Origin of the sequence: Planomonospora corallina, assembly GCF_042650625.1 — a bacterium.
GTDB classification, from domain to species: Bacteria; Actinomycetota; Actinomycetes; order Streptosporangiales; family Streptosporangiaceae; genus Planomonospora_B; species Planomonospora_B corallina.
The window spans coordinates 36,263-55,109 of the sequence record NZ_JBHSBM010000010.1; the positions used below are offsets into that span (position 1 = coordinate 36,263).

At 73.4% G+C, this 18,847-nt stretch carries 15 protein-coding genes; 11 read left to right on the forward strand and 4 right to left on the reverse strand.

Annotated elements, in window-relative coordinates:
- Positions 1 to 9: 9 nt before the first annotated feature.
- Both ACFOWE_RS03765 and ACFOWE_RS03770 read right to left on the reverse strand, forming a co-directional pair.
- Positions 10 to 1,335 (reverse strand): ABC transporter substrate-binding protein, encoded by a 1,326-nt coding sequence (locus ACFOWE_RS03765; RefSeq protein WP_377285374.1) that lies wholly within the window; start codon positions 1,333 to 1,335, stop codon positions 10 to 12.
- A 91-nt stretch (positions 1,336 to 1,426) separates the two neighbouring features.
- Positions 1,427 to 2,704, reverse strand: a complete 1,278-nt coding sequence (locus ACFOWE_RS03770; protein ID WP_377285375.1) for an ABC transporter substrate-binding protein — start codon at positions 2,702 to 2,704, stop codon at positions 1,427 to 1,429.
- Positions 2,705 to 2,837: 133 nt separating this feature from the next.
- Here ACFOWE_RS03770 and ACFOWE_RS03775 point away from each other — a divergent pair, with 133 nt between their 5' ends.
- Genes ACFOWE_RS03775 through ACFOWE_RS03785 form a run of 3 tightly spaced genes read left to right on the forward strand, consistent with a single transcriptional unit; the run spans position 2,838 to position 6,374 of the window.
- The gene (locus tag ACFOWE_RS03775; protein WP_377285376.1) at positions 2,838 to 3,344 is read left to right on the forward strand and encodes a PadR family transcriptional regulator; all 507 of its coding nucleotides are present in this window, start codon (positions 2,838 to 2,840) and stop codon (positions 3,342 to 3,344) included.
- Positions 3,341 to 4,087 carry an ABC transporter ATP-binding protein gene (locus tag ACFOWE_RS03780; RefSeq protein WP_377285377.1) on the forward strand — a complete coding sequence of 249 codons (747 nt, stop codon included), beginning with the start codon at positions 3,341 to 3,343 and terminating at the stop codon, positions 4,085 to 4,087. Before ACFOWE_RS03775 ends, ACFOWE_RS03780 begins: the two co-directional genes overlap by 4 nt.
- A gap of 7 nt (positions 4,088 to 4,094) precedes the next feature.
- On the forward strand, positions 4,095 to 6,374 hold the full coding sequence (locus tag ACFOWE_RS03785) for an FtsX-like permease family protein (RefSeq protein WP_377285379.1): 2,280 nt from the start codon (positions 4,095 to 4,097) through the stop codon (positions 6,372 to 6,374).
- Positions 6,375 to 6,538: 164 nt separating this feature from the next.
- Here the strand turns inward: ACFOWE_RS03785 and treS are convergent, their stop codons facing one another.
- Positions 6,539 to 8,227: a maltose alpha-D-glucosyltransferase gene (treS, locus tag ACFOWE_RS03790; RefSeq protein WP_377285380.1), complete on the reverse strand. Its 1,689-nt coding sequence runs from the start codon at positions 8,225 to 8,227 to the stop codon at positions 6,539 to 6,541.
- Between the two features lie 466 nt (positions 8,228 to 8,693).
- Between treS and ACFOWE_RS03795 the strand changes: the two genes are divergently transcribed.
- Both ACFOWE_RS03795 and ACFOWE_RS03800 read left to right on the forward strand, forming a co-directional pair.
- Positions 8,694 to 8,936, forward strand: a complete 243-nt coding sequence (locus tag ACFOWE_RS03795) for a hypothetical protein (protein ID WP_377285381.1) — start codon at positions 8,694 to 8,696, stop codon at positions 8,934 to 8,936.
- Positions 8,933 to 9,367, forward strand: coding sequence for a type II toxin-antitoxin system VapC family toxin (locus ACFOWE_RS03800; RefSeq protein WP_377285382.1), 435 nt, complete (start codon positions 8,933 to 8,935; stop codon positions 9,365 to 9,367). Before ACFOWE_RS03795 ends, ACFOWE_RS03800 begins: the two co-directional genes overlap by 4 nt.
- Positions 9,368 to 9,421: 54 nt before the next feature.
- Here ACFOWE_RS03800 and ACFOWE_RS03805 read toward each other — a convergent pair whose 3' ends face one another.
- Positions 9,422 to 11,185, reverse strand: a complete 1,764-nt coding sequence (locus tag ACFOWE_RS03805; protein ID WP_377285383.1) for an asparagine synthetase B family protein — start codon at positions 11,183 to 11,185, stop codon at positions 9,422 to 9,424.
- Between the two features lie 71 nt (positions 11,186 to 11,256).
- On the opposite strand from ACFOWE_RS03805, the gene ACFOWE_RS03810 reads away from it, so the two are divergent.
- From ACFOWE_RS03810 to ACFOWE_RS03835, 6 genes are all read left to right on the forward strand, one after another.
- A complete protein-coding gene (locus ACFOWE_RS03810; protein WP_377285385.1) occupies positions 11,257 to 13,245 on the forward strand; it encodes a hypothetical protein in 1,989 nt (662 codons plus the stop codon).
- A gap of 20 nt (positions 13,246 to 13,265) precedes the next feature.
- On the forward strand, positions 13,266 to 14,057 hold the full coding sequence (locus ACFOWE_RS03815) for a DALR anticodon-binding domain-containing protein (RefSeq protein ID WP_377285386.1): 792 nt from the start codon (positions 13,266 to 13,268) through the stop codon (positions 14,055 to 14,057).
- A 31-nt stretch (positions 14,058 to 14,088) separates the two neighbouring features.
- Positions 14,089 to 14,913: a neutral zinc metallopeptidase gene (locus tag ACFOWE_RS03820; RefSeq protein ID WP_377285387.1), complete on the forward strand. Its 825-nt coding sequence runs from the start codon at positions 14,089 to 14,091 to the stop codon at positions 14,911 to 14,913.
- A gap of 133 nt (positions 14,914 to 15,046) precedes the next feature.
- Positions 15,047 to 16,429 carry a diaminopimelate decarboxylase gene (gene lysA, locus ACFOWE_RS03825; RefSeq protein ID WP_377285389.1) on the forward strand — a complete coding sequence of 461 codons (1,383 nt, stop codon included), beginning with the start codon at positions 15,047 to 15,049 and terminating at the stop codon, positions 16,427 to 16,429.
- On the forward strand, positions 16,426 to 17,736 hold the full coding sequence (locus ACFOWE_RS03830) for a homoserine dehydrogenase (RefSeq protein ID WP_377285390.1): 1,311 nt from the start codon (positions 16,426 to 16,428) through the stop codon (positions 17,734 to 17,736). The genes lysA and ACFOWE_RS03830 overlap by 4 nt, the downstream gene beginning before the upstream one ends.
- Positions 17,737 to 17,992: 256 nt before the next feature.
- The gene (locus ACFOWE_RS03835; RefSeq protein ID WP_377285391.1) at positions 17,993 to 18,823 is read left to right on the forward strand and encodes a polysaccharide deacetylase family protein; all 831 of its coding nucleotides are present in this window, start codon (positions 17,993 to 17,995) and stop codon (positions 18,821 to 18,823) included.
- Positions 18,824 to 18,847: the final 24 nt, after the last annotated feature.

An 18,847-nucleotide genomic window follows, 5' to 3' on the forward strand; every position in this document is an offset into this window, starting at 1 on the left:
TGCCCCTTCCTACTTCCAGGCCTTTTCGGCCTCGGACTCGAGCTGCTCCTGGATGTCGGAGATCTTCGACGGGTCGCGGACGAAGTCCTGCAGGAGCTTCCACTCGCCCTTGCCGTCGGTGCCGCCGAAGGCGCTGGGCGCCAGGTCGGACATGTCGTAGCGGACCGACTCGCCCGCGGAGATGATCGTCTGCGCGAGCTGCCTGGTCAGCTCGCTCGGGTAGTTCTCCGGGGAGACGTTGCGGTTGGGGGACAGGTAGCCGGGGAGCTTGGCCCAGACCTCGCCGCCCTCCTTCGAGGCGAGGTACTCCAGCAGCGCCATGGCGCCCTTCGAGTCCTTCATCGCCACCGCGATGTCGCCGCCCAGCACGACGGGGACGGTGTCACCGCTCTTCGGGAACGGGAAGTACCTGGCCTCCTCGCCGAGCTTGGCGCCCGACTCCTCGGCCGTGGTGCCGACGAAGTCGGCCTCGATGACCATCGCGGCCTTGTCCTGGCCGTACACCTGGGTCACGCAGGTCGGGAAGTCGGTCTGCAGCGCGCCGGAGGAGCCGCCGAGCAGGAACTCCTGCTTGCCGGCGATCTGCGCCATCTTCTCCAGCGCGGTGGTCACGCTGGGGTCGGTCCACGGGATCTCGTGCTTGGAGAGCTTGTCGTAGTTCTCCGGGCCGGCCGAGGACAGGTAGACGTTCTCGAACAGGTCGGTGAGGGTCCAGCCGGAGGCCCCGCAGAGCGCGAACGGCGCGGTGCCGGAGTCGGCGACCGTCTGGGCGGTCGTCACCAGCTCGTCCCAGGTGGCCGGGGGCTGCACCCCGGCGTCGGCGAAGGCCTGGTCGCGGTACCAGACGAGCGACTTGTGGGCCGCCTTCACCAGCACGCCGTACACCTCGCCGCCGGCGGAGCCGAGCTCCTTCCAGTACGGGGTGTAGTTCTCGTCGATCTGCTTGATCACCTCGGGGGTGAGCGGCTTGAGGGCCTTGTCGTCGGCGTACTGCTGGACCAGGCCGGGCTGGGGCAGGATCGCGACGTCGGGCGGGCTGCCGGCCTGGATGCGGGGGCCGAGGTAGGCACCGGTGTCCTCCCCGGTGGAGGCGTAGGTGACCTTGGCGCCGGTCTTGGCCTGGAAGGCGTCCAGGACCTTCTGGAAGTTGGCCTGCTCGGCGCCGGTCCACTTGGCGGCGACCTCGATGGTCACTCCCTCCAGGGACCGGGCCCCGGTCGGGGAGGCGGCGCCGGTGACGCCGCCGGTGGGCTGGGTGGGGGTGGACTCGCCGCCGCACGCGGCGAGCGCGAGCGCGAGTCCGGCCGTCGTCACGGCGGCGATGGCTTTACGCATGTCCGAAGACCTCCTGTGTCTTTCTCAAACCCCCGAGGTTCGAAAGGAAGCGGGATGGGATGACGGCTCCGCCCGGGAGGGTCGCCCCCGGTCACGGAGCCCGGATGATCTCGTCGAGCTGTCCCTTCAGGGAGGCGGCGACGTCGGCGCTCGACTCCTCGAAGGGCGGGTCGAGGGCGCCGGAGACCGCGCTGGCGATCACCAGGCTCACCTGGTTGTAGTCGGCCCTCGCCGGCCGGGGCCGGGCGGACAGGATGCTCTTCTTGAGGACCGGCAGGTACGGGAAGCGTTCGATGAGGCCGGGGTCGTCGTAGAGCTCGGTCCACACGGGCGGGAACGAGCCGTCGGTGAGCACCCGGCGCTGGTTCTCCAGTCCGGTGAAGTAGCGGATGAACTCCACCGCCGACCGCTGGTGCCTGGAGAAGGCGCTGACGGCGAGGTTGGTCCCGCCCAGCGTGCTGGACCCCGGGCCGTCCAGCCCGGGGAGCCGGGTGACCGCGAACCTCCCCGCGAGCGGCGACCGGGCGGCCGGGCCGTAGGCGTGCGGCCAGTTGCGGGCGAAGGCCAGCCGGCCCTCCTGGAAGGCCAGCCGCGACTCCTCCTCCTTGTAGGAGAGCGCCTGGCGTGGGATCCACCCCTCCCTCAGCCCGCCGCGCAGGAAGTCCAGGGCGGCCTCGGCCCGGCCGGCGTCCAGGGTGACGCGCGTGCCGTCCGGGCTGAGGATCCGCCCGCCGCCCGCCGACTGCACGGCCTCGGCGAAGTTGACGGTCAGGCCCTCGTAGGCGAGGAACTGCCCGGCGTAGCCGTCGACGCCGTACCCGGCGCGCAGCGCCCTGGCCTGCTCGCGCAGCTGCGCCCAGGTCGCGGGCGGCTCGAAGCCCTCCTTGGCGAGCAGGTCCCTGCGGTAGTAGAGCAGCCCGGCGTTGCTGGTGTACGGCACCGCCCAGAGCTTGCCCCGGTAGACGGCCGTGTCCACCACCGGCGGCAGGAACCGGTCGAGGGGGAACATGCTCCGCTCCAGCGGCACGATCCAGCCGGCGTCGGCGAACTCCGCCGTCCAGACCACGTCCAGGCCGAGCACGTCGTAGCGGTCGCTGCGGGCCTGGAGGTTGGCCACCATCTGGGCGCGCTGCTCGTCGGAGGCCTCGGGCAGCTCGAGCAGGGTGACCCGCTCGCCGGGATGGGCCTGGTTCCACCGCTCCAGCAGCGGCCGCAGGTAGCCGGTGGTGTCCCGCCCGATCGCCAGGGTGATCGGGCCGCTCCCGTGCCGGGAGCCGGAGCCCTCCGCGTCACCGGCCCCCGCCGTGCATCCCGCCGCGCACCCCGTCAGCGTCAGCGTCACCAGGGCGAGGGGGAGCAGGCGTGGCACCCGTGACCTCCACGTTTCAGGCCGTTTGCATACATGTTAGGTAGATGCATTCATGTTATGCACAGCGTTAATGTGGACGTCAACGGATGAATCCGTAACGCTCGCATAACACGGGCACGATGAGGAGGTGGGCGTGCGCCCGTTCCTGCTGGCGCTCCTCGCGAAGGAACCTGCCCACGGATACGAGCTCAAACAGGCTCTCGAGCAGACCTTCGGCAGCGCCTACCCCTCGCCGAACATCGGCCAGATCTACGTCACGCTCGGCCGGCTGGAGAAGGACGGCCTGGTGCGCGCGGTCGGCGTCGAGCAGTCCAACCGGCCGAACAAGAAGGTCTACTACCTGACGGCCGCGGGCCGCGAGGCCCTCGACGCGTGGGTGGACGAGCCGACCGAGGGCCCCCGGGTCCGCGACGAGTTCTTCATGAAACTCGTCCTGGCCCCGATGACGGGCGTCGCCGACCGGACGGCGCTGATCAACCGCCAGCGCCGCCACTACCTGGGGCTCATGCGGGACCTCAACGACCTGGCCGAGCGGACCGACCCGGGCAACCGCGTCGCGCTCCTGCTGATCGAGGGGGCCATGCTGCACCTGCAGGCCGACCTGGAGTGGCTCGACCGCTGCCAGGAGGAGCTGGGATGAAGACACCCCCCGTGGTCGACACCGTCAATCTCGTCAAGATCTACCAGGACGGCGGCGTGCCGGTGCCCGCCGTACGGGGGGTGGACCTGCGGGTGGAGGCCGGGGAGTTCGTGGCGATCATGGGTCCCTCGGGCTCCGGGAAGTCCACGCTGGTGCACCTGCTCGGCGGCCTGGACACCCGCACCAGCGGCGAGATCTGGCTGGACGGCAGGCGGGCCGACACGCTCGGCGAGAGCGCCTGGGCGCTGCTCCGCCGCGAGAAGATCGGCTTCGTCTTCCAGTTCTTCAACCTGGTCGCCAACATGACCGTCGCCGACAACGTCGAACTCCCGGCACTGCTCACCGGGGCCTCCCCTCGTCAGGCCCGCGAACGCCGCGAGTACCTCCTGGACGCGCTCGGCCTCGCCGACCGCGCCGCCGCCGCCCCCGCCCAGCTCGCCGGAGGGGAGCAGCAGCGGGTGGCGCTGGCCCGAGCCCTGGCCAACCGGCCCCGGCTGCTCCTGGCCGACGAGCCCACCGGCAACCTCGACAGCCGCAACACCCGGGACGTGCTGAAACTGCTCGGCGAGGTCCACCGCGAGGGCCAGACGATCGTCCTGGTCACCCACGACGCCCGGGTGGCCAGCCTCGCCGACCGGGTGGTCTCCCTCCTCGACGGCCAGATCGTCGACGACGGCGCCGTCGCCGCGCCCCGCCGCCGCCCGAGAGGCGGCGTCGGCGGCGTGGTGGAGCTGCGGGGGTAGGGCGGGCATGGGCACGGTCCGGGCCTCGGCCCGGTGGATCCGGGCGGACCTGCGGGCGCGGCGCGGGCAGGCGCTGCTCACCGTCCTGTCGGTGGCGGGCATCGTCGCCGCCCTCGTCGCCTCGGCGACCCTGCTGGAGGACGGGACCAACCCCTGGCGCGGCCTGTTCGAACGCAGCCGGGGCGCGCACGTGTGGATCCACACCGGCGCCGCGCCCGACGCCTCCGCCCTGCGGGGCCTGCCCGGTGTGACGGAGGTGGCCGGGCCGTACCGGACGGCGCCCGTGACGCTCACCCTGGACGGCCGGAGGTCGCCGGTCGCGCTGCGCGAGGCGGGCGCCGACCCGGGCCGGACCGCCGTGCCGCTGGTGCGCGAGGGGCGGTGGCTGCGCGCGGGGGACGGCGGCGCGGTGGTCGTCGAGAGCTCCTTCGCGAAGGCGCTGGACCTGCGGGTCGGCGACCCCTTCCCGGTCACCGCGCTCAGCGGCGCCTCCCACCCGCTCACCGTGGTCGGTCTCGCCGGTACCGCCGAGGTGGGCTTCTACCCCGAGTGGACGCCCGGCCTGGCCTGGACCCTGCCGGAGACCCTCGCCCGGATCGAGCCGGCCCCCGGCCGGAGCGAGTCGGTCACCGGCCTGCGGCTCGCCGACGGCGAGGACACGCTCCCGGCCGTGCACGGCGCCGTCACCCTCCTCGACGAGCAGGTCCGGCGCATGTCCACCTGGCGCGAGGTCCGCGCCTCCATGGAACTCGACAACCGGCTGCTCGGCCTGCTGCTGGCGCTGTTCGGCGCCGCCGGCCTGGTCGCCGCCGCGCTGGCCGTCGCCAACGTGGTGGGCGGCCGGGTGCTCGCCCAGACGCGGGACATCGCCACGCTCAAGTCCCTCGGCTACACCCGGGGCCAGATCGTCGCGCTGCTCGTGGCCGAGCACGGCGCGCTCGGCCTGGCCGGCGTGCTGTCCGGCCTGGCCGGCGGCCAGCTCGCCGCGGCGCTCACCCTGGACGGCCTGCCGTTCCCGCCGCTCTCGCCGCTGGCGCTGCTCGCCATCGCCGGCGGGACCTGCGCCGTGGTCCTGGTCGCGGTGGCGCTGCCCGCCTGGCGGGGCGGGCGCACCCCGCCCATCCCGGCGGCCCCGGCCGCCCCGCCCCGCGGCCGGCTGTCGAGGCTGGCCAAGCTCGCCCTGCTGGCACGGCTCCCGCCGGCGCTCGTCCTGGGCACCCGCGACGCCTTCACCCGCCGCACGCCCGCCTTCCTGAGCATCGTCGGCGTGGCCGTCCCGATGATGATGATCACCATCGGCCTCGGCTGCTGGGCCACCCTCGACGACTTCCTGCGCCGCCCCGAGCGGGTCGGCCAGGCCGCCGCCCTCACCGTCCACCCCGGCAGGCTCGCCCCCGCCGAGGCCGCCCGCCTCGCCCGGGCCGACCCGCAGGTGGCCGCCGTCCACCCCGGCAGCGAGGTCTCCGCGCTGGAGCCCGAGCAGACCCGGAGCGTGCTGGTCCGCGCGCTCGGCACGTCCGCCGCGCCGTACCCGCTCACGGTCGTCGAGGGCCGGATGTTCGCGGCGAGGGGCGAGGCCGTCGCCGGGCAGGGCCTGCTCGACCTGCTCGGCGCCCGGATCGGCGACCGGGTGCGGATGACGGTCGGCGGCACGCCGCTGATCGTGCGCATCGTCGGCCGGGTGGTGGAGCCCGACCAGGACGGCCAGGTGCTCTCCACCGGGCTGGACACCCTCGCGGCCAAGGACGCGGCGCCGCCCCAGTTCTACCGGCTGGTGCTGGCCCCCGGAGCCGATCCGGAGGCGGTCCGGGCCCGGCTGCTGGTCGCCTCGGGCGAGGCCATGGAGGTACGGCGGGCGGTCAACCCGGCCGAGCGGCTCGCCGTCATCCGGGTGGTGATCGTGGCGCTGACCGCCGTGCTCGCGCTGCTGGCGCTGGCCAACCTGCTGACCGCCAGCGCCCTGGGGCTGCGCGACCACGCGGCGGACCTGGCGGTGCTCAAGGCCATGGGGCTCACCCGGAGGCAGGTGGCGGCGACGCTGGTCACCGGGACCGGGCTGCTGGTCGTGCTGGGCGTGGCGGCGGGCACGGCGGCCGGGGCCTCGGTGGTCGCCGGCCTGGTCGACCTGCAGGGCCACACCAGCGGCGTCGGCGCGGGCATCGGCCGTCCGCCGTCCGCCCCCGCCCTCGCGGTCGCGGCGGGCACGGCGGTCGGCGCGGGCCTGCTGGTGGCGCTGATCCCGGCGAGACGGGCGGCGCGGGCTCGGGTGCCGGTGACGGCGAGGTAGACGGCGCCGGTCATGCCCGGCCGCACCGGAAAGGGCCGCGCCACCGCCCCGGTGGGGCGGTGGCCCATGAGGTCGAGGGCGGCCAGGACGTTCTCGCCGCGCCCGCGCCCCGGTGGGGCGGGGTGCTCCGGTCCCCGGGCGGGGCCGGGGACCGGAGCTCCGGGTCAGCGCCGGGACAGGGAGAACCAGTAGAACCCGTGGCCCGGCAGGGTCAGCAGGTACGGCAGCTCGCCGATGACGGGGAAGGGCACCCCGCCGCGCGCCTCGACCGGCGTCATGCCCTCGAAGCGGCGCAGGTCCAGCTGGACCGGCTGCGGGTACTTCGACAGGTTGTTGACGCAGAGCATCACGTCGTCGGCGTCCTCCCGCAGGAAGGTCAGCACCGCCGGGTTGTCCGACCACAGCTCGATGTACTCGCCGGTGCCGAAGACCGGGTGCCGCCGGCGGATCTGCAGCATCTTCCGGGTGAAGTGCAGCAGCGACGACGGGCTCTTCTGCTGCGCCTCCACGTTGACCGCCTGGTAGCCGTAGATCGGGTCCATGACGACGGGGAGGTAGAGCCGGCCCGGGTCGGCGGCGGAGAAGCCGGCGTTGCGGTCGGGGCTCCACTGCATCGGGGTGCGGACCGAGTCGCGGTCCTCCAGCCAGATGTTGTCGCCCATGCCGATCTCGTCGCCGTAGTACATGACGGGCGAGCCCGGCAGGGAGAGCAGCAGCGCGGTGAACAGCTCGATCTGGTCGCGCTCGTTCTCCAGCAGCGGGGCCAGCCGGCGCCGGATGCCGAGGTAGGCGCGCATGCGCGGGTCCTTGGCGTACTCGGCGTGCATGTAGTCGCGCTCGTCGTCGGTGACCGTCTCCAGGGTCAGCTCGTCGTGGTTGCGCAGGAAGATGCCCCACTGGGCCTTCTCCGGCAGCTTCGGCGTGCGCGACATGATCTCGGAGATCGGCTCGCGGCTGCCCCGCCGCACCGCCATGAAGATGCGCGGCATCAGCGGGAAGTGGAAGGCCATGTGGCACTCGTCGCCGCCGGTGGCCGGGTCGCCGAAGTACTCCACCACGTCCTCGGGCCAGCCGTTTGCCTCGGCCAGCAGCACCCGGTCCGGGTAGAGGCGGTCCACCTCGGCGCGGACCTTCCTCAGGTAGGCGTGGGTCTCCGGCAGACCGGAGCAGATCGTGCCCTCGCGCTCGAACAGGTACGGCACCGCGTCCAGCCGGAAGCCGTCGATGCCCAGGTCCAGCCAGAAGCGCAGCACCTCCAGCATGGCCTCCTGGACCGCCGGGTTGTCGTAGTTCAGGTCCGGCTGGTGGTGGAAGAACCGGTGCCAGTAGTGCTGCTTGCGGACCGGGTCGTAGGTCCAGTTGGACTCCTCGGCGCCGACGAAGATGATCGGCGCGTCGGGGTAGCCGGACGGGTCGTCCGACCAGACGTAGAAGTCGCCGTAGGGGCCCTCGGGGTCGTGCCGGGAGGCCTGGAACCACGGGTGCCGGTCGCTGGTGTGGTTCATCACCAGGTCGGTGATGATGCGCATGCCCCGCTGGTGGGCCTGCTCGACCAGCTCCACGAAGTCGGCCAGGTCGCCGAAGTCCGGCAGGATCTTCATGTAGTCGGAGATGTCGTAGCCGCCGTCGCGCAGCGGCGACTCGTACAGCGGGAGCAGCCACAGGCAGTCCACGCCGAGCCACTGCAGATAGTCGAGCTTGCCGATCAGACCGCGGAGGTCGCCGGTGCCGTCACCGTTGGAGTCGGCGAAGCCCCGTACGAGAACCTCGTAGAAGACCGCGCGCTTGTACCACTGCGGATCCGCCGAGACGAAGTCCTCGGCAACGGATTCCGGGCAAGGGGATGCACTCATCTTGTACTCACTCACCAGGAGAAGGGCAGGACGAAGTCACCGGGTGCCCCGGCTGAACGTGTTTGGTGACCGCGCCGGCGGGAGCCGTCATCCCCACGTGCTCCATGCCCCCGGACGGCCCGAATTCGTGGTTCGGCACCGACCGTTGCAGCGCTAATCTGCGGCGAACACTATCAGCCGGTCGCCCTCCCGGAAGCCCGATCAACATCTCCGTCCGGGCCCTCGTCCCGGAAGTCGCGGAGAAGCCTCGTAATCGCCGTGTCACCTGGTGTTTCCGCCGCGGAAACATCCCAGCTGAACCCTCCCCGGCGTGTCCGGGACCATCTCATCCGCCTCGCCGTGCGAGTGTCCCGGCCGGTGGGTCGCCGACTGACCCCGGCGGGAGACGGCCATCGCCCTCTGTATTGAACCGTATGCTGAGAGCAAAGCGGTATGGCAGTATTGCTCCATGGGTATGGGTCACCATATGAAGACGACCGTCGATATTCCCGATGGCTTGCTGGGCGAGGTCCGGCAACTCGCCCGCCGTGAGGGGACCACACTGAAGGCGCTGATCGAGGAAGGGCTGCGTTCCGTCCTCGCGCGCCGGACAGAGATGGAGGGATACACGCTGCCCGACGCCTCCGTGGGAGGCCGTGGTCTGCACCCGGGGGCGCGTGACGTCTCTTGGGAGGAACTGCGGGCCATGGCCTATGGGGATCGCCTGTGATCGCGGTCGACACGAACATCCTGGTCTACGCCCATCGGAAGGACAGCGAGTTCCACAGCTGCGCGGCTCCGAAGGTGAAGGCGCTGGCAGAGGGCCGGGCGGCGTGGGCGATTCCCTGGCCGTGCATCCACGAGTTCTTCTCGATCGTCACCCGCCCGCGGGTGTACAACCCGCCGAGCAGTACGGCGGAGGCGATCCGTCAGATCGACGCCTGGCTGGGATCGCCTTCCCTCGTGGTTCTCGGCGAGGCCGAGAACCACTGGCAGGTTCTCCGGAATTCGCTCGAGGAGGGCAGGGTGGTCGGTCCGCTGGTCCACGACGCGCGGATCGCGGCCCTGTGCGCCACGCACGGAGTGCGCGAACTGTGGAGCATGGACCGTGACTTCAGCCGCTTTCCGGAGTTGGCCGTCCGCAACCCGCTCCGGAGTTGAGTCCGGGGCGGGTCCCCTTCTTTCTACAGGCCGTTCCCCGTTTCGGATGACGGGTCACCCCTCCCACGGCGGGGTGAGGTCGGCCAGGCGGTCGCCGTGGTCGCCGAGCCAGGCGCCGAACAGGACCAGGCCGCGGACCCAGAAGCGGTCGTTCCAGCCGTTGAAGCGGGCCAGCGCGTCCGGGCCCTCGGCGATCACCCCGTGCAGGTGCTCCGAGAGCAGCGACGGCACCGTCCGCGCGACCCGGGTCAGCATCGCGTGGCCGTAGGCGCGGGCGGGCGCGGCGGCCGAGCGGAGCGGGACCCGGCGCAGCGGCTGCTTGACCACGTTGGTCGAGGGCAGCGCGGCCACCCGGGGGTTGGCGGCGTGCAGCAGCTCCCGGTAGAAGCGCCCCGCGTCCTTGCGGGCCACGCCCACGGAGAGGGCGGCGTCGAAGAAGTCGGGGTGGATGAACGGCGCCGTGAACGACACCTCGGGGCCGACCAGGTTGACCGGGGAGCGGGCGATGCCCCGGGCGGTGCGGGTGTGCAGGACCGACAGGGGCAGCTCGGCCCGGTGGCCGTTGAGCATGGAGGTCGCCTCGGCGAACGCCGTGCGGACCGAGTCGGACGTCCACGTGTCGGCCCGCTCCGACAGGAACGGAACCGAGGGGGTGCCGAGGGCGAGCGAGCCGAGCAGTGCGGCCTTGCGCCCGGCCTCGCTGGACGCCTCCAGCGCCGCCCCGCTGACCATGAAGTTCTTCAGCAGCGGCCCGCCGGCCAGGCCGTCCACCAGGGTTCGCCCGGCCCGGTGCACCTCCCGAGCGAACGGGGCGTACCAGGCGTGGTGCGGGGTGAGGAACTCCAGGCGGCGGGCGACGGCCAGCGCGTCGGAGGGGTAGGCGGCCGGGTCCTGCGGGACGACCCGGTGCCGGACGCCGAGCTCCCGGGTGATCGCCTGGGCGAAGGGGATGTCGGTGTCGGTGCCGTCGTCCGGGCTGGTCGTCCACGACTCCACGTCCGCGCCGCGGGCCACGGCCACCGAGCAGAGCAGCCGCGAGTCGTAGCCGCCGCTGACCGGGACCAGCAGCGGCCGGGAGTCGAACTCCTTGTAGACCTCGTGCAGGATCGCCAGCAGGTCCTCCGCGCTCACCCCGGCCTCGTACGGCTCGGTCCGCAGCCAGCGGGGCAGCCGCCGTTCGGCGGAGATCCGGCCGGTGGCCCTGTCCAGCACCAGCGCGCCGCCGCCGGACAGCCGCCTGACGCGGGTGTAGGGGGTGTCGTCGCGGAGCGGGAAGGTGAGCCGGACGATCGCCGCCCAGGCGTCCCAGTCCACCTCCTGCGGCCCGCCGGCCAGCGCCAGCAGCGGCTCCAGCAGAGAGGAGAAGTAGACCGCCTCGCCGGTGGAGACGTAGTAGACGTCCACCAGGCCGAGCCCGCCGGCGTGCAGGACGACCCGGGTCCCGTCGTCGATCAGGCCGGGCGTCTCGTAGGTCTCGGCGACGGTGATCCACGGCGCGGGCCCGGCCGGCCGGCGCTCGCCCCAGGCGAACGCCCAGGTGCCGGTCTCCCGCTGCCCGGCCGCGGGCCCCGCGCCGTCCTGGTGGCCGGCCGGGCCGGGCTGCTCGGACGGCCCGAACTGGCCGGGCCGCTCGGCGCCGGGACGGGTGGAGCGGTGGTAGGGCGGCAGCGGGGAGGAGCTGAACAGCGCCGCCTCGGCGGTCCGCAGCGCGGGCCGCACGCGCGGCCCGGCCTCGCGCAGGGCGGTCAGGGCCGCCTCGTCGAGCCGGCCGATGCCGCCGCAGACGTACGGCCTCACATTGAACGTCGGCCACTGCACCGTGCTGACTCCTCTGTGTCGCGATTGACCAAAGGGTATCCTTTCGCCCGGCTCATGAATCGGAGGACGACGTGGCGAGCGAGCGACTCGAGAGCACGCAGCGGGCGCTGCGGGAAGCCATGGCCCAGGCGGAGCGGACCGCCGAGCTGGCCCGGTTGCTCGACGCGGCCCAGGCGAGGATCGCCGAGGCCGAGCGGGCGGTGGGGGAGCTCCGCGACGTCCGCGAGCGCCTGAGCGAGGCCCAGGAGGACCTGGAGCGGGCCCGCGCCACCGAGGAGAGGCTCCGCAAGGAGCTGGCCGAGCAGCGCTACCAGGCCGAGGTGGCCCGCTGGAAGCTCTCGTCGGTGCAGATGGCCCGCTGGTCCCGGCTCGGTGACGCGATCAAGACGGGCAAGACCAACCCGGTACGGCTGGCCCGCGGCCTGCGCGGAGCGGCCAGGCCCGCCCAGCGCCCGGCCGCGCCCAAGCGCCAGCCGGTCCCGCAGGCCCCCGAAACGGCCAAGCCCGTGCCCGGGGCGGCCTTCCAGGCCACCGCGTCGACCCGGACGCTCGACGGGGTCTCCTTCCGGCTCAAGCCGTTCCGGGTGCCGACCGGCCCGAACACCCGCCCGCACCTGACCGCGGCCGTGGTCGCCGGCCCGCACGCCGAGGCGCTGCTGCGCTACGAGTGGCGGCAGACCGCCGGCTTCACGCCCCGCGACTTCGCCCGCGCGCTGGCCGCGGAGGTGCCGCACCTGCTGCTGGTCGAGTCGGTCGGGCAGGGTCCCTGGGCCGAGGAGGTGCGCGAGGGCGGGGACGGCCTGCGCGCGCTGCTGGCCTGGTGCGCCGAGCGGGGCATCCGCACGGTCTTCTGGCACACCGGAGGCGAGGTGTCCGAGTGGGCCGCCACGGCGGCGCTGTTCGAGCACATCGTCACCGCCCTGCCCGCCTCGGTGCAGGCGTGGGGGACCGCGCTGGCCTCGGCGGAGCGGGCCTCCGGCCGCCGGGAGCCCTCCCTGGGCCTGCTGCCCTTCGCGGTGCAGCCGCGCGTGCACAACCCGCTGCCGCTGTCCTCGGGCAGGTTCGACCGGGCCCTGACCCTGGCGGAGCTGCTCCCCGGCCACCTGTCGTACCCGGACGTGCTGACCTCCTACCGGTGGCCGAAGGCCGTGGACTGCCCGCCCGGCACCGAGCCCTGGCGCCTGGCCGAGCTGGCCGCCTGCGGCACGCCGATCGGCCTGCCCGCCGAGGGGGAGGAGCCCGACCTGCGCCGGGCCCACGCGGCGCTCCGGCAGGCCTACGCCGCCGGCACGATGACCGACAGGGTCGACGAGCTGCTGGACGCGATCGGGCTGCCCAGCGCCCGGCCGACCCTGGGCATCTCGGTGATCATGCTGGACCGGGGCGACCTCGGTGGCGCGCTGGAGCAGGTCGCGCGGCAGCGAGGACAGGGAGGACAGGGAGGACAGCGGGGACAGGGAGGACAGGGGGAAATCGTGCAGCTGGTGCTGCTCTCGCAGGCCGTCACCGACGCGGCCTCCGCAGAGGAGGCGGAGAAGCGGGCGCGCGCCGCGCTGGGCCCGCACGTGGACGTCGCGGTCCGCTCCGCCGACCCGGCCCTGACCACCGGGGCCCTGCTGGACCGGGCGCTGGACCTGTGCGAGGGCGACCTGGTGGCGGTCATGGACGGCCGCGACACCTACGGCGAGCACTACCTGGCCGACCTGGCCCGGGTCTTCACCTTCACCACCGCCGACATCGCCGGGAAGGCGGCCTACCACGCCCACCTGGCCGACGTCGGCGCGACCGTGCTGCGCCGGCCCGAGGCCGAGTACGCCTACCTGCCGGAGGTGGCCGGGGCCACCCTGCTGGGCCGCAGGACCGTGCTGCGCTCCCTCGGCTTCGCCGACCTGTCCGAGGGCTGGGACGAGGTCCTGATGCGGCAGTGCCGTACCGACGGGGTCAAGGTCTTCTCCGCCGACCGCTACGGCTACGTCTGCCGGCGCGACCACGACGCCGGGCTGCTCGGCTCGGCCCGGCTCGTCGAGTACGGCCCGGCCGAGCCGCACGCGCTGGTCTGAGCCGTGACGGGGGCGGGCCGGTGACGCCGCGCGGGCTCGCCGAGGTCCTCGGGACCCCGCCGGCGCCCCGGGGGACGTGGGAGCACGAGGCGCTGTACGTCTCGACGGCCGCGCTGCGCCGCGGGGAGCCGCCGCAGGAGCTGGCGGAGCGGGTGCGCGCGCTGCCGGGGATCGCGGAGGTCAGGCTGCGTCCCGGCGCCTTCCTGGAGATCGTGGTGGCCGTGCCCGGCGAGCTGGTCGAGGACGTCGGCGCGGTGCCCCCGCCGCTCCCGCCGGCGTCTCCGGCGTCCCCGGTGGGCGCGGCGCCCGCCGGGCCCTCCGCGTCTCCGGCGTCCTCCGGGTCTCCGATCTCCTCCGCGTCCCCGGTCTCCGCGGGCCGGGGGGAGAAGGCCGGGCCGCGCTGGGCGGCGGGCCCCGCCTCCCCGTGGCGACCGGGGACGTGGGACAACCCCGGGTTCGCCGTCGGGTACGCGCACGCGCGGGCGGTCGCGGTGGCGCGCTGGGCGGCGGAGCTGGGTGTGGCGGGGGAGTTCCGGCCGGAGCTGCTGGCCTGCCGGCGGGACCGGGCGGTGCTGCGGGCGCTGGCGGAGGCCCCGGGGCGGAGGGTGAGCCGCGATCCCGGGTGGGCTGCCTACGCCGAACGGCTGGCGCTGGTCTACCACGACGCGTTCGAGCGGGCGCCCGCGCTGCCGAAGGGGGATGAGGAGCCGTCGGCGCTGCACGTGGCGCGGGTACGGCTGGCGGGCGCGGTCCGGCAGGTGCTGGCGGAGGCGCTGGTGGCGATCGGTCTGATCCCACCGGATAGATTGTGAGGAATCAGCTGAAATGCCTCGGGGAGGGTGAGTGAGCGGTCCGCGGGACTGGTCCCCGCACGAGCCCCGGAGGCCCGGGGTGGTCCGGCGGACGCTGCCGATCGTCCTCGCCGTCGCCGTCGTCGTGGCCGGGCTGATCCACTTCCGGGACGACCTGCGGGAGCTGATCGGGACCGCGCCCGGCTCGGGGCGCTCGGCCCTGGCCACGCACAGCCTCTACGAGGCGGCCACGCCGGTCGGCCGCCGCTGCGCGGGGCTGCCGAAGGACCTCGACGCCGACGGCGAGGCCACGCTGCGGACGCTGGCCGGCTGCCTGGACCGCATGTGGAGCGCCGCGCTGGAGCGGGCCGGCTTCGACTACGAGCCGCCCGCGGAGACCCGGCTGGTCGGCACCCCGGAGGAGGCGGCCTGCGGGATCGACGACTTCGACTGGTCCGGTATCTACTGCTCGGGGGATCGCGTCGTCAACGTCCTGGTCGAGCGGGGCGGCGAGGAGCGCGAGACGTTCCCGATGATGTTCACCCTCGCCCACGAGTACGCCCACCACGTCCAGCAGATCACCGGAATCGCCGACCAGAGCGGCCCGGAGGTCTTCGACGAGGCGTGGTCGCGCCGCCTGGAGCTGCAGGCCGACTGCCTGGCCGCCGCGACGCTCCGCGACGTGCACCCGTACCTGCTCAACGACCTGCGCCGCTCCGCGGCCGCCCAGTCGTCCGCGACGCAGGAGCAGGCCGAGGTCTACCGCGACTCGCACGGCTCGGGCGCCAGCAGCGCCCGCTGGATGCTGCGCGGGCAGAAGGAGGGCACGGTCGCGTCCTGCAACACCTGGAAGGCCCCCGCGGAGGAGGTCTCCTGACCTCGGCGGAACGGCGAAATCCTCCGGCGGAATGCGCCCTATGCGCAAAAAGTTCACGTATCGGCGGACGATTCCGTCTCGACAGGTGGGCAGGCGTCTCATCTGGATCTGCGGGTCCGATAGCCTCTTTTGGGTGAGTCGATTCGTCCACCCCGCCGGTGACCGGCACGCCGAGATCCTTCCCGAGGACCGCCCGCCGCAGGCGCCCGCCGACCTCAACACGCTCGATCCGACGATCTGGCCGCGAACGTCCAGCCGCGCCGACGGCTCGATCACGATCGGCGGCGTGGACGTCCGGGACCTGGCGGAGCAGTACGGCACGCCGCTCTACGTGGTGGACGAGGAGGACTTCCGCTCCCGCTGCCGCGACTACCGCTCCGCCTTCGAGGGCGGGGAGGTCCACTACGCGGCCAAGGCGTTCCTGTGCCGGGAGGCCGCCCGCTGGATCATGGACGAGGGGCTCGGTCTCGACGTGTGCAGCGCGGGAGAGCTCGCGGTCGCGCTGAGCGTCGGCTTCCCGCCCGAGCGCATCACGATGCACGGCAACAACAAGTCGCCCGCCGAGCTGGAGCGGGCCGTCCAGGTGGGCGTCGGGCACATCGTGGTCGACTCCTTCGAGGAGATCGCGCGGCTGGGCTTCCTCGCCGACAAGCACGGCGCGCGGCCCAAGGTCATGATCCGCGTCACCGTGGGCGTGGAGGCGCACACCCACGAGTTCATCGCCACCGCCCACGACGACCAGAAGTTCGGCCTCTCGCTGAGCAGCGGAGCGGCGGCCGAGGCGGCCCGGCGGATCCTCGCCCTGCCGCAGCTGGAGCTGGTGGGCCTGCACTCCCACATCGGGTCGCAGATCACCGACACCGCCGGCTTCGAGGTGGCCGCGGGCCGCCTGGCCAAGCTCATGGTGCAGATCCAGCAGGAGCACGGCGTCACCCTCCCCGAGCTCGACCTCGGCGGCGGGTACGGCGTCGCCTACGTCGAGGGCGACGAGGCGCCCGACGTGAAGGAGATCGCCGACAGCCTGCGCGAGATCGTCACCAGGGTGGCGCAGGCCGCGGGGCTCCCGGTCCCGAAGCTCACCGTCGAGCCCGGCCGGTCCATCTCGGCGATCGCGGGCGTGACGCTCTACGAGGTCGGCACGATCAAGGACGTGGAGGGCCTGCGCACCTACGTCAGCGTCGACGGGGGCATGAGCGACAACGTGCGCACCGCCCTCTACGGCGCCGAGTACACCGCGCGCCTGGCGTCCAGGGCCAGCGACGCGCAGCCGATGCTCTCCCGCCTGGTCGGCAAGCACTGCGAGAGCGGTGACATGGTGGTCCGCGACCTGTGGCTCCCGCAGGACCTCGCCCCCGGCGACCTGATCGCGGTGGCCGGCACCGGCGCCTACTGCCGTTCGCTGGCCAGCAACTACAACTACCTCCCCAAGCCGGCCGTGGTCGCGGTCTCCGGCGGGGCGTCCCGTGTGATCGTCCAGCGGGAGACCGAGGACGACTTGCTGAGAGGACAGCTGTGAACCAGGTTTCAGGGAAGAAACTGAAAGTCGCGCTCCTCGGCTGCGGTGTGGTCGGATCCCAGGTGGTCCGGCTCCTGCGCGAGCAGGCGGACGACCTGGCCGCCCGGGTCGGCGCCCCGCTGGAGCTGGCGGGCGTGGCCGTGCGGAGGCTGGGCCGGGCCCGGGACGTCGACGTGGACCCCGCGCTGCTCACCACCGACGCCGAGGCGCTGGTGACGCGGGACGACGTCGACATCGTCGTCGAGGTGATCGGCGGCATCGAGCCGGCGCGCTCGCTCATCCTCGCCGCCATGCGGAGCGGCAAGTCCGTCGTCACCGCCAACAAGGCGCTGCTGGCCGAGGACGGCGCGACGATCCACGCCGCCGCCAGGGACGGCGGGGCGGACCTCTACTTCGAGGCGGCCGTCGCGGGCGCGATCCCGCTCATCCGGCCGCTGCGCGAGTCGCTGGCCGGCGACCACGTGCACCGGGTGCTCGGCATCGTCAACGGCACCACCAACTACATCCTCGACAAGATGGACTCCTCCGGGGCCTCGTTCTCCGACGCGCTGGAGGAGGCCCAGGCCCTGGGGTACGCCGAGGCCGACCCCACGGCCGACGTCGAGGGCTTCGACGCCGCCGCCAAGGCGGCGATCCTCGCCGGCATCGCCTTCCACAGCCGGGTGACGGCCGCCGACGTGTACCGGGAGGGCATCACCGAGATCACCGCGGCGGACGTGGCCAGCGCCAAGGCCATGGGCTACGTCATCAAGCTGCTGGCGATCTGCGCCCGCTCGGAGGACGGCCGCTCCTTCGGCGTCCGGGTCCACCCGGCGATGATCCCCCGGGACCACCCGCTCGCCGGGGTCCGCGAGGCCTACAACGCGGTCTTCGTCGAGGCGGAGTCCGCCGGGCGGCTCATGTTCTACGGCGCGGGCGCCGGCGGCGCGCCGACGGCCAGCGCGGTGCTGGGCGACATCGTGGCCGTGGCCCGCAACCGGGTGTCCGGCGCGCGCGGTCCGGAGGAGTCGACCTACGCCGACCTGGCGGTCCACCCGGTGGGCGAGACCGTCACCCGCTACCACGTCTCCCTGGACGTCGCCGACAAGCCGGGTGTGCTCGCCCGGGTCGCCGACATGTTCGCCAAGCAGGACGTCTCCATCCAGACCGTCCGCCAGGAGGGTCTCGGCGCCGACGCCCAGCTCGTCCTGGTCACGCACCGGGCCACCGACGCCGCCCTCTCGGCGACGATCGAGGGCCTGCGCGAGCTGGACATCGTCCGCGACGTGGTCAGCGTCATGCGGGTGGAGGGCGAGGACGCCTCGTAGTCCTCCGGCCGGGGGCGGTGCGCGGCCTCGCCTCGTAGTCCTCCGGCCGGGGACGGTGCGCGGCCTCCCGCCGGAGGCGGTGCGCGGATCCCCCTCCGCTTGGACGGCGTGCGGCCATAACGTCTCGGTAAAAGGCGGTTCAACGACATATAGATCGGTATGGTGCTTTTCAGTGCACCGGTCTGTTTCACCGTGAGGCCGGTCCGGACCGTCGTCCGGATCGGCCTTCCGCTTCCCCCGAAGGGACACCGCCCCCGTGAAGACCTCCGCGCGCCTGAAGGCGTCCCTGGCGGCCCTGACGGCGCTGGCCCTGGCCTGGCCCGCCCTGTCCGCCCCCGCGGCGAACGCCGCGCCGAAGAAGCCGGCGAAACCGGCGCGGGCCACGACGGTCGTGGTGCTCACCTTCGACGACGGGGACGCCAGCAACGTGACGGCCGCCCGCATGCTCCAGCGGCACGGCATGCGGGGGACGTTCTACGTCAACAGCGGGACCATCGGCGACGAGGGCAAGCTCACCTGGCGCCAGCTGGCCGCGCTCGCCAAGGCCGGCCACGAGATCGGCGGGCACACGGTGGACCACGCCCGGCTCGACGAGCTCCTCCCGGACGAGCAGCGCGCCCAGATCTGCGACGACCGCCGGGCGCTGATGAAGAGGGGCCACCGGGTCACCACCTTCGCCTACCCGTTCGGCGCGGTCGACGCCGACGCCGAGCGCACGGCCAGGCAGTGCGGCTACAACGCGGCCCGCACGACCTACGGCCTGCGGCACTGGGGCTGCCGCACCTGCCCCGCCGCGGAGACCCTGCCCCCGGCGGACCGCTGGGAGCTCCGCGCGCCGAGCTCGGTCCTCGACAGCACGCCGGTCCGGCACCTGAAGCAGCAGGTGCTCGACGCGGAGAAGGCCGGCGGCGGCCTGGTCCCCATCATCTTCCACCTGATCTGCGACGGCTGCGGTCAGTACTCGACCACGCCGGAGCGGCTGCAGGAGTTCCTCGGCTGGCTGGAGAAGCGCAGGAGCCGGGGCACCGTGGTCCGGACCATGGACCAGGTGGTGAGGGGCAAGGTCAGGCCGCTGCCCGAGGAGTGACCGGGCGCCGGCGCCGCTCCGCGG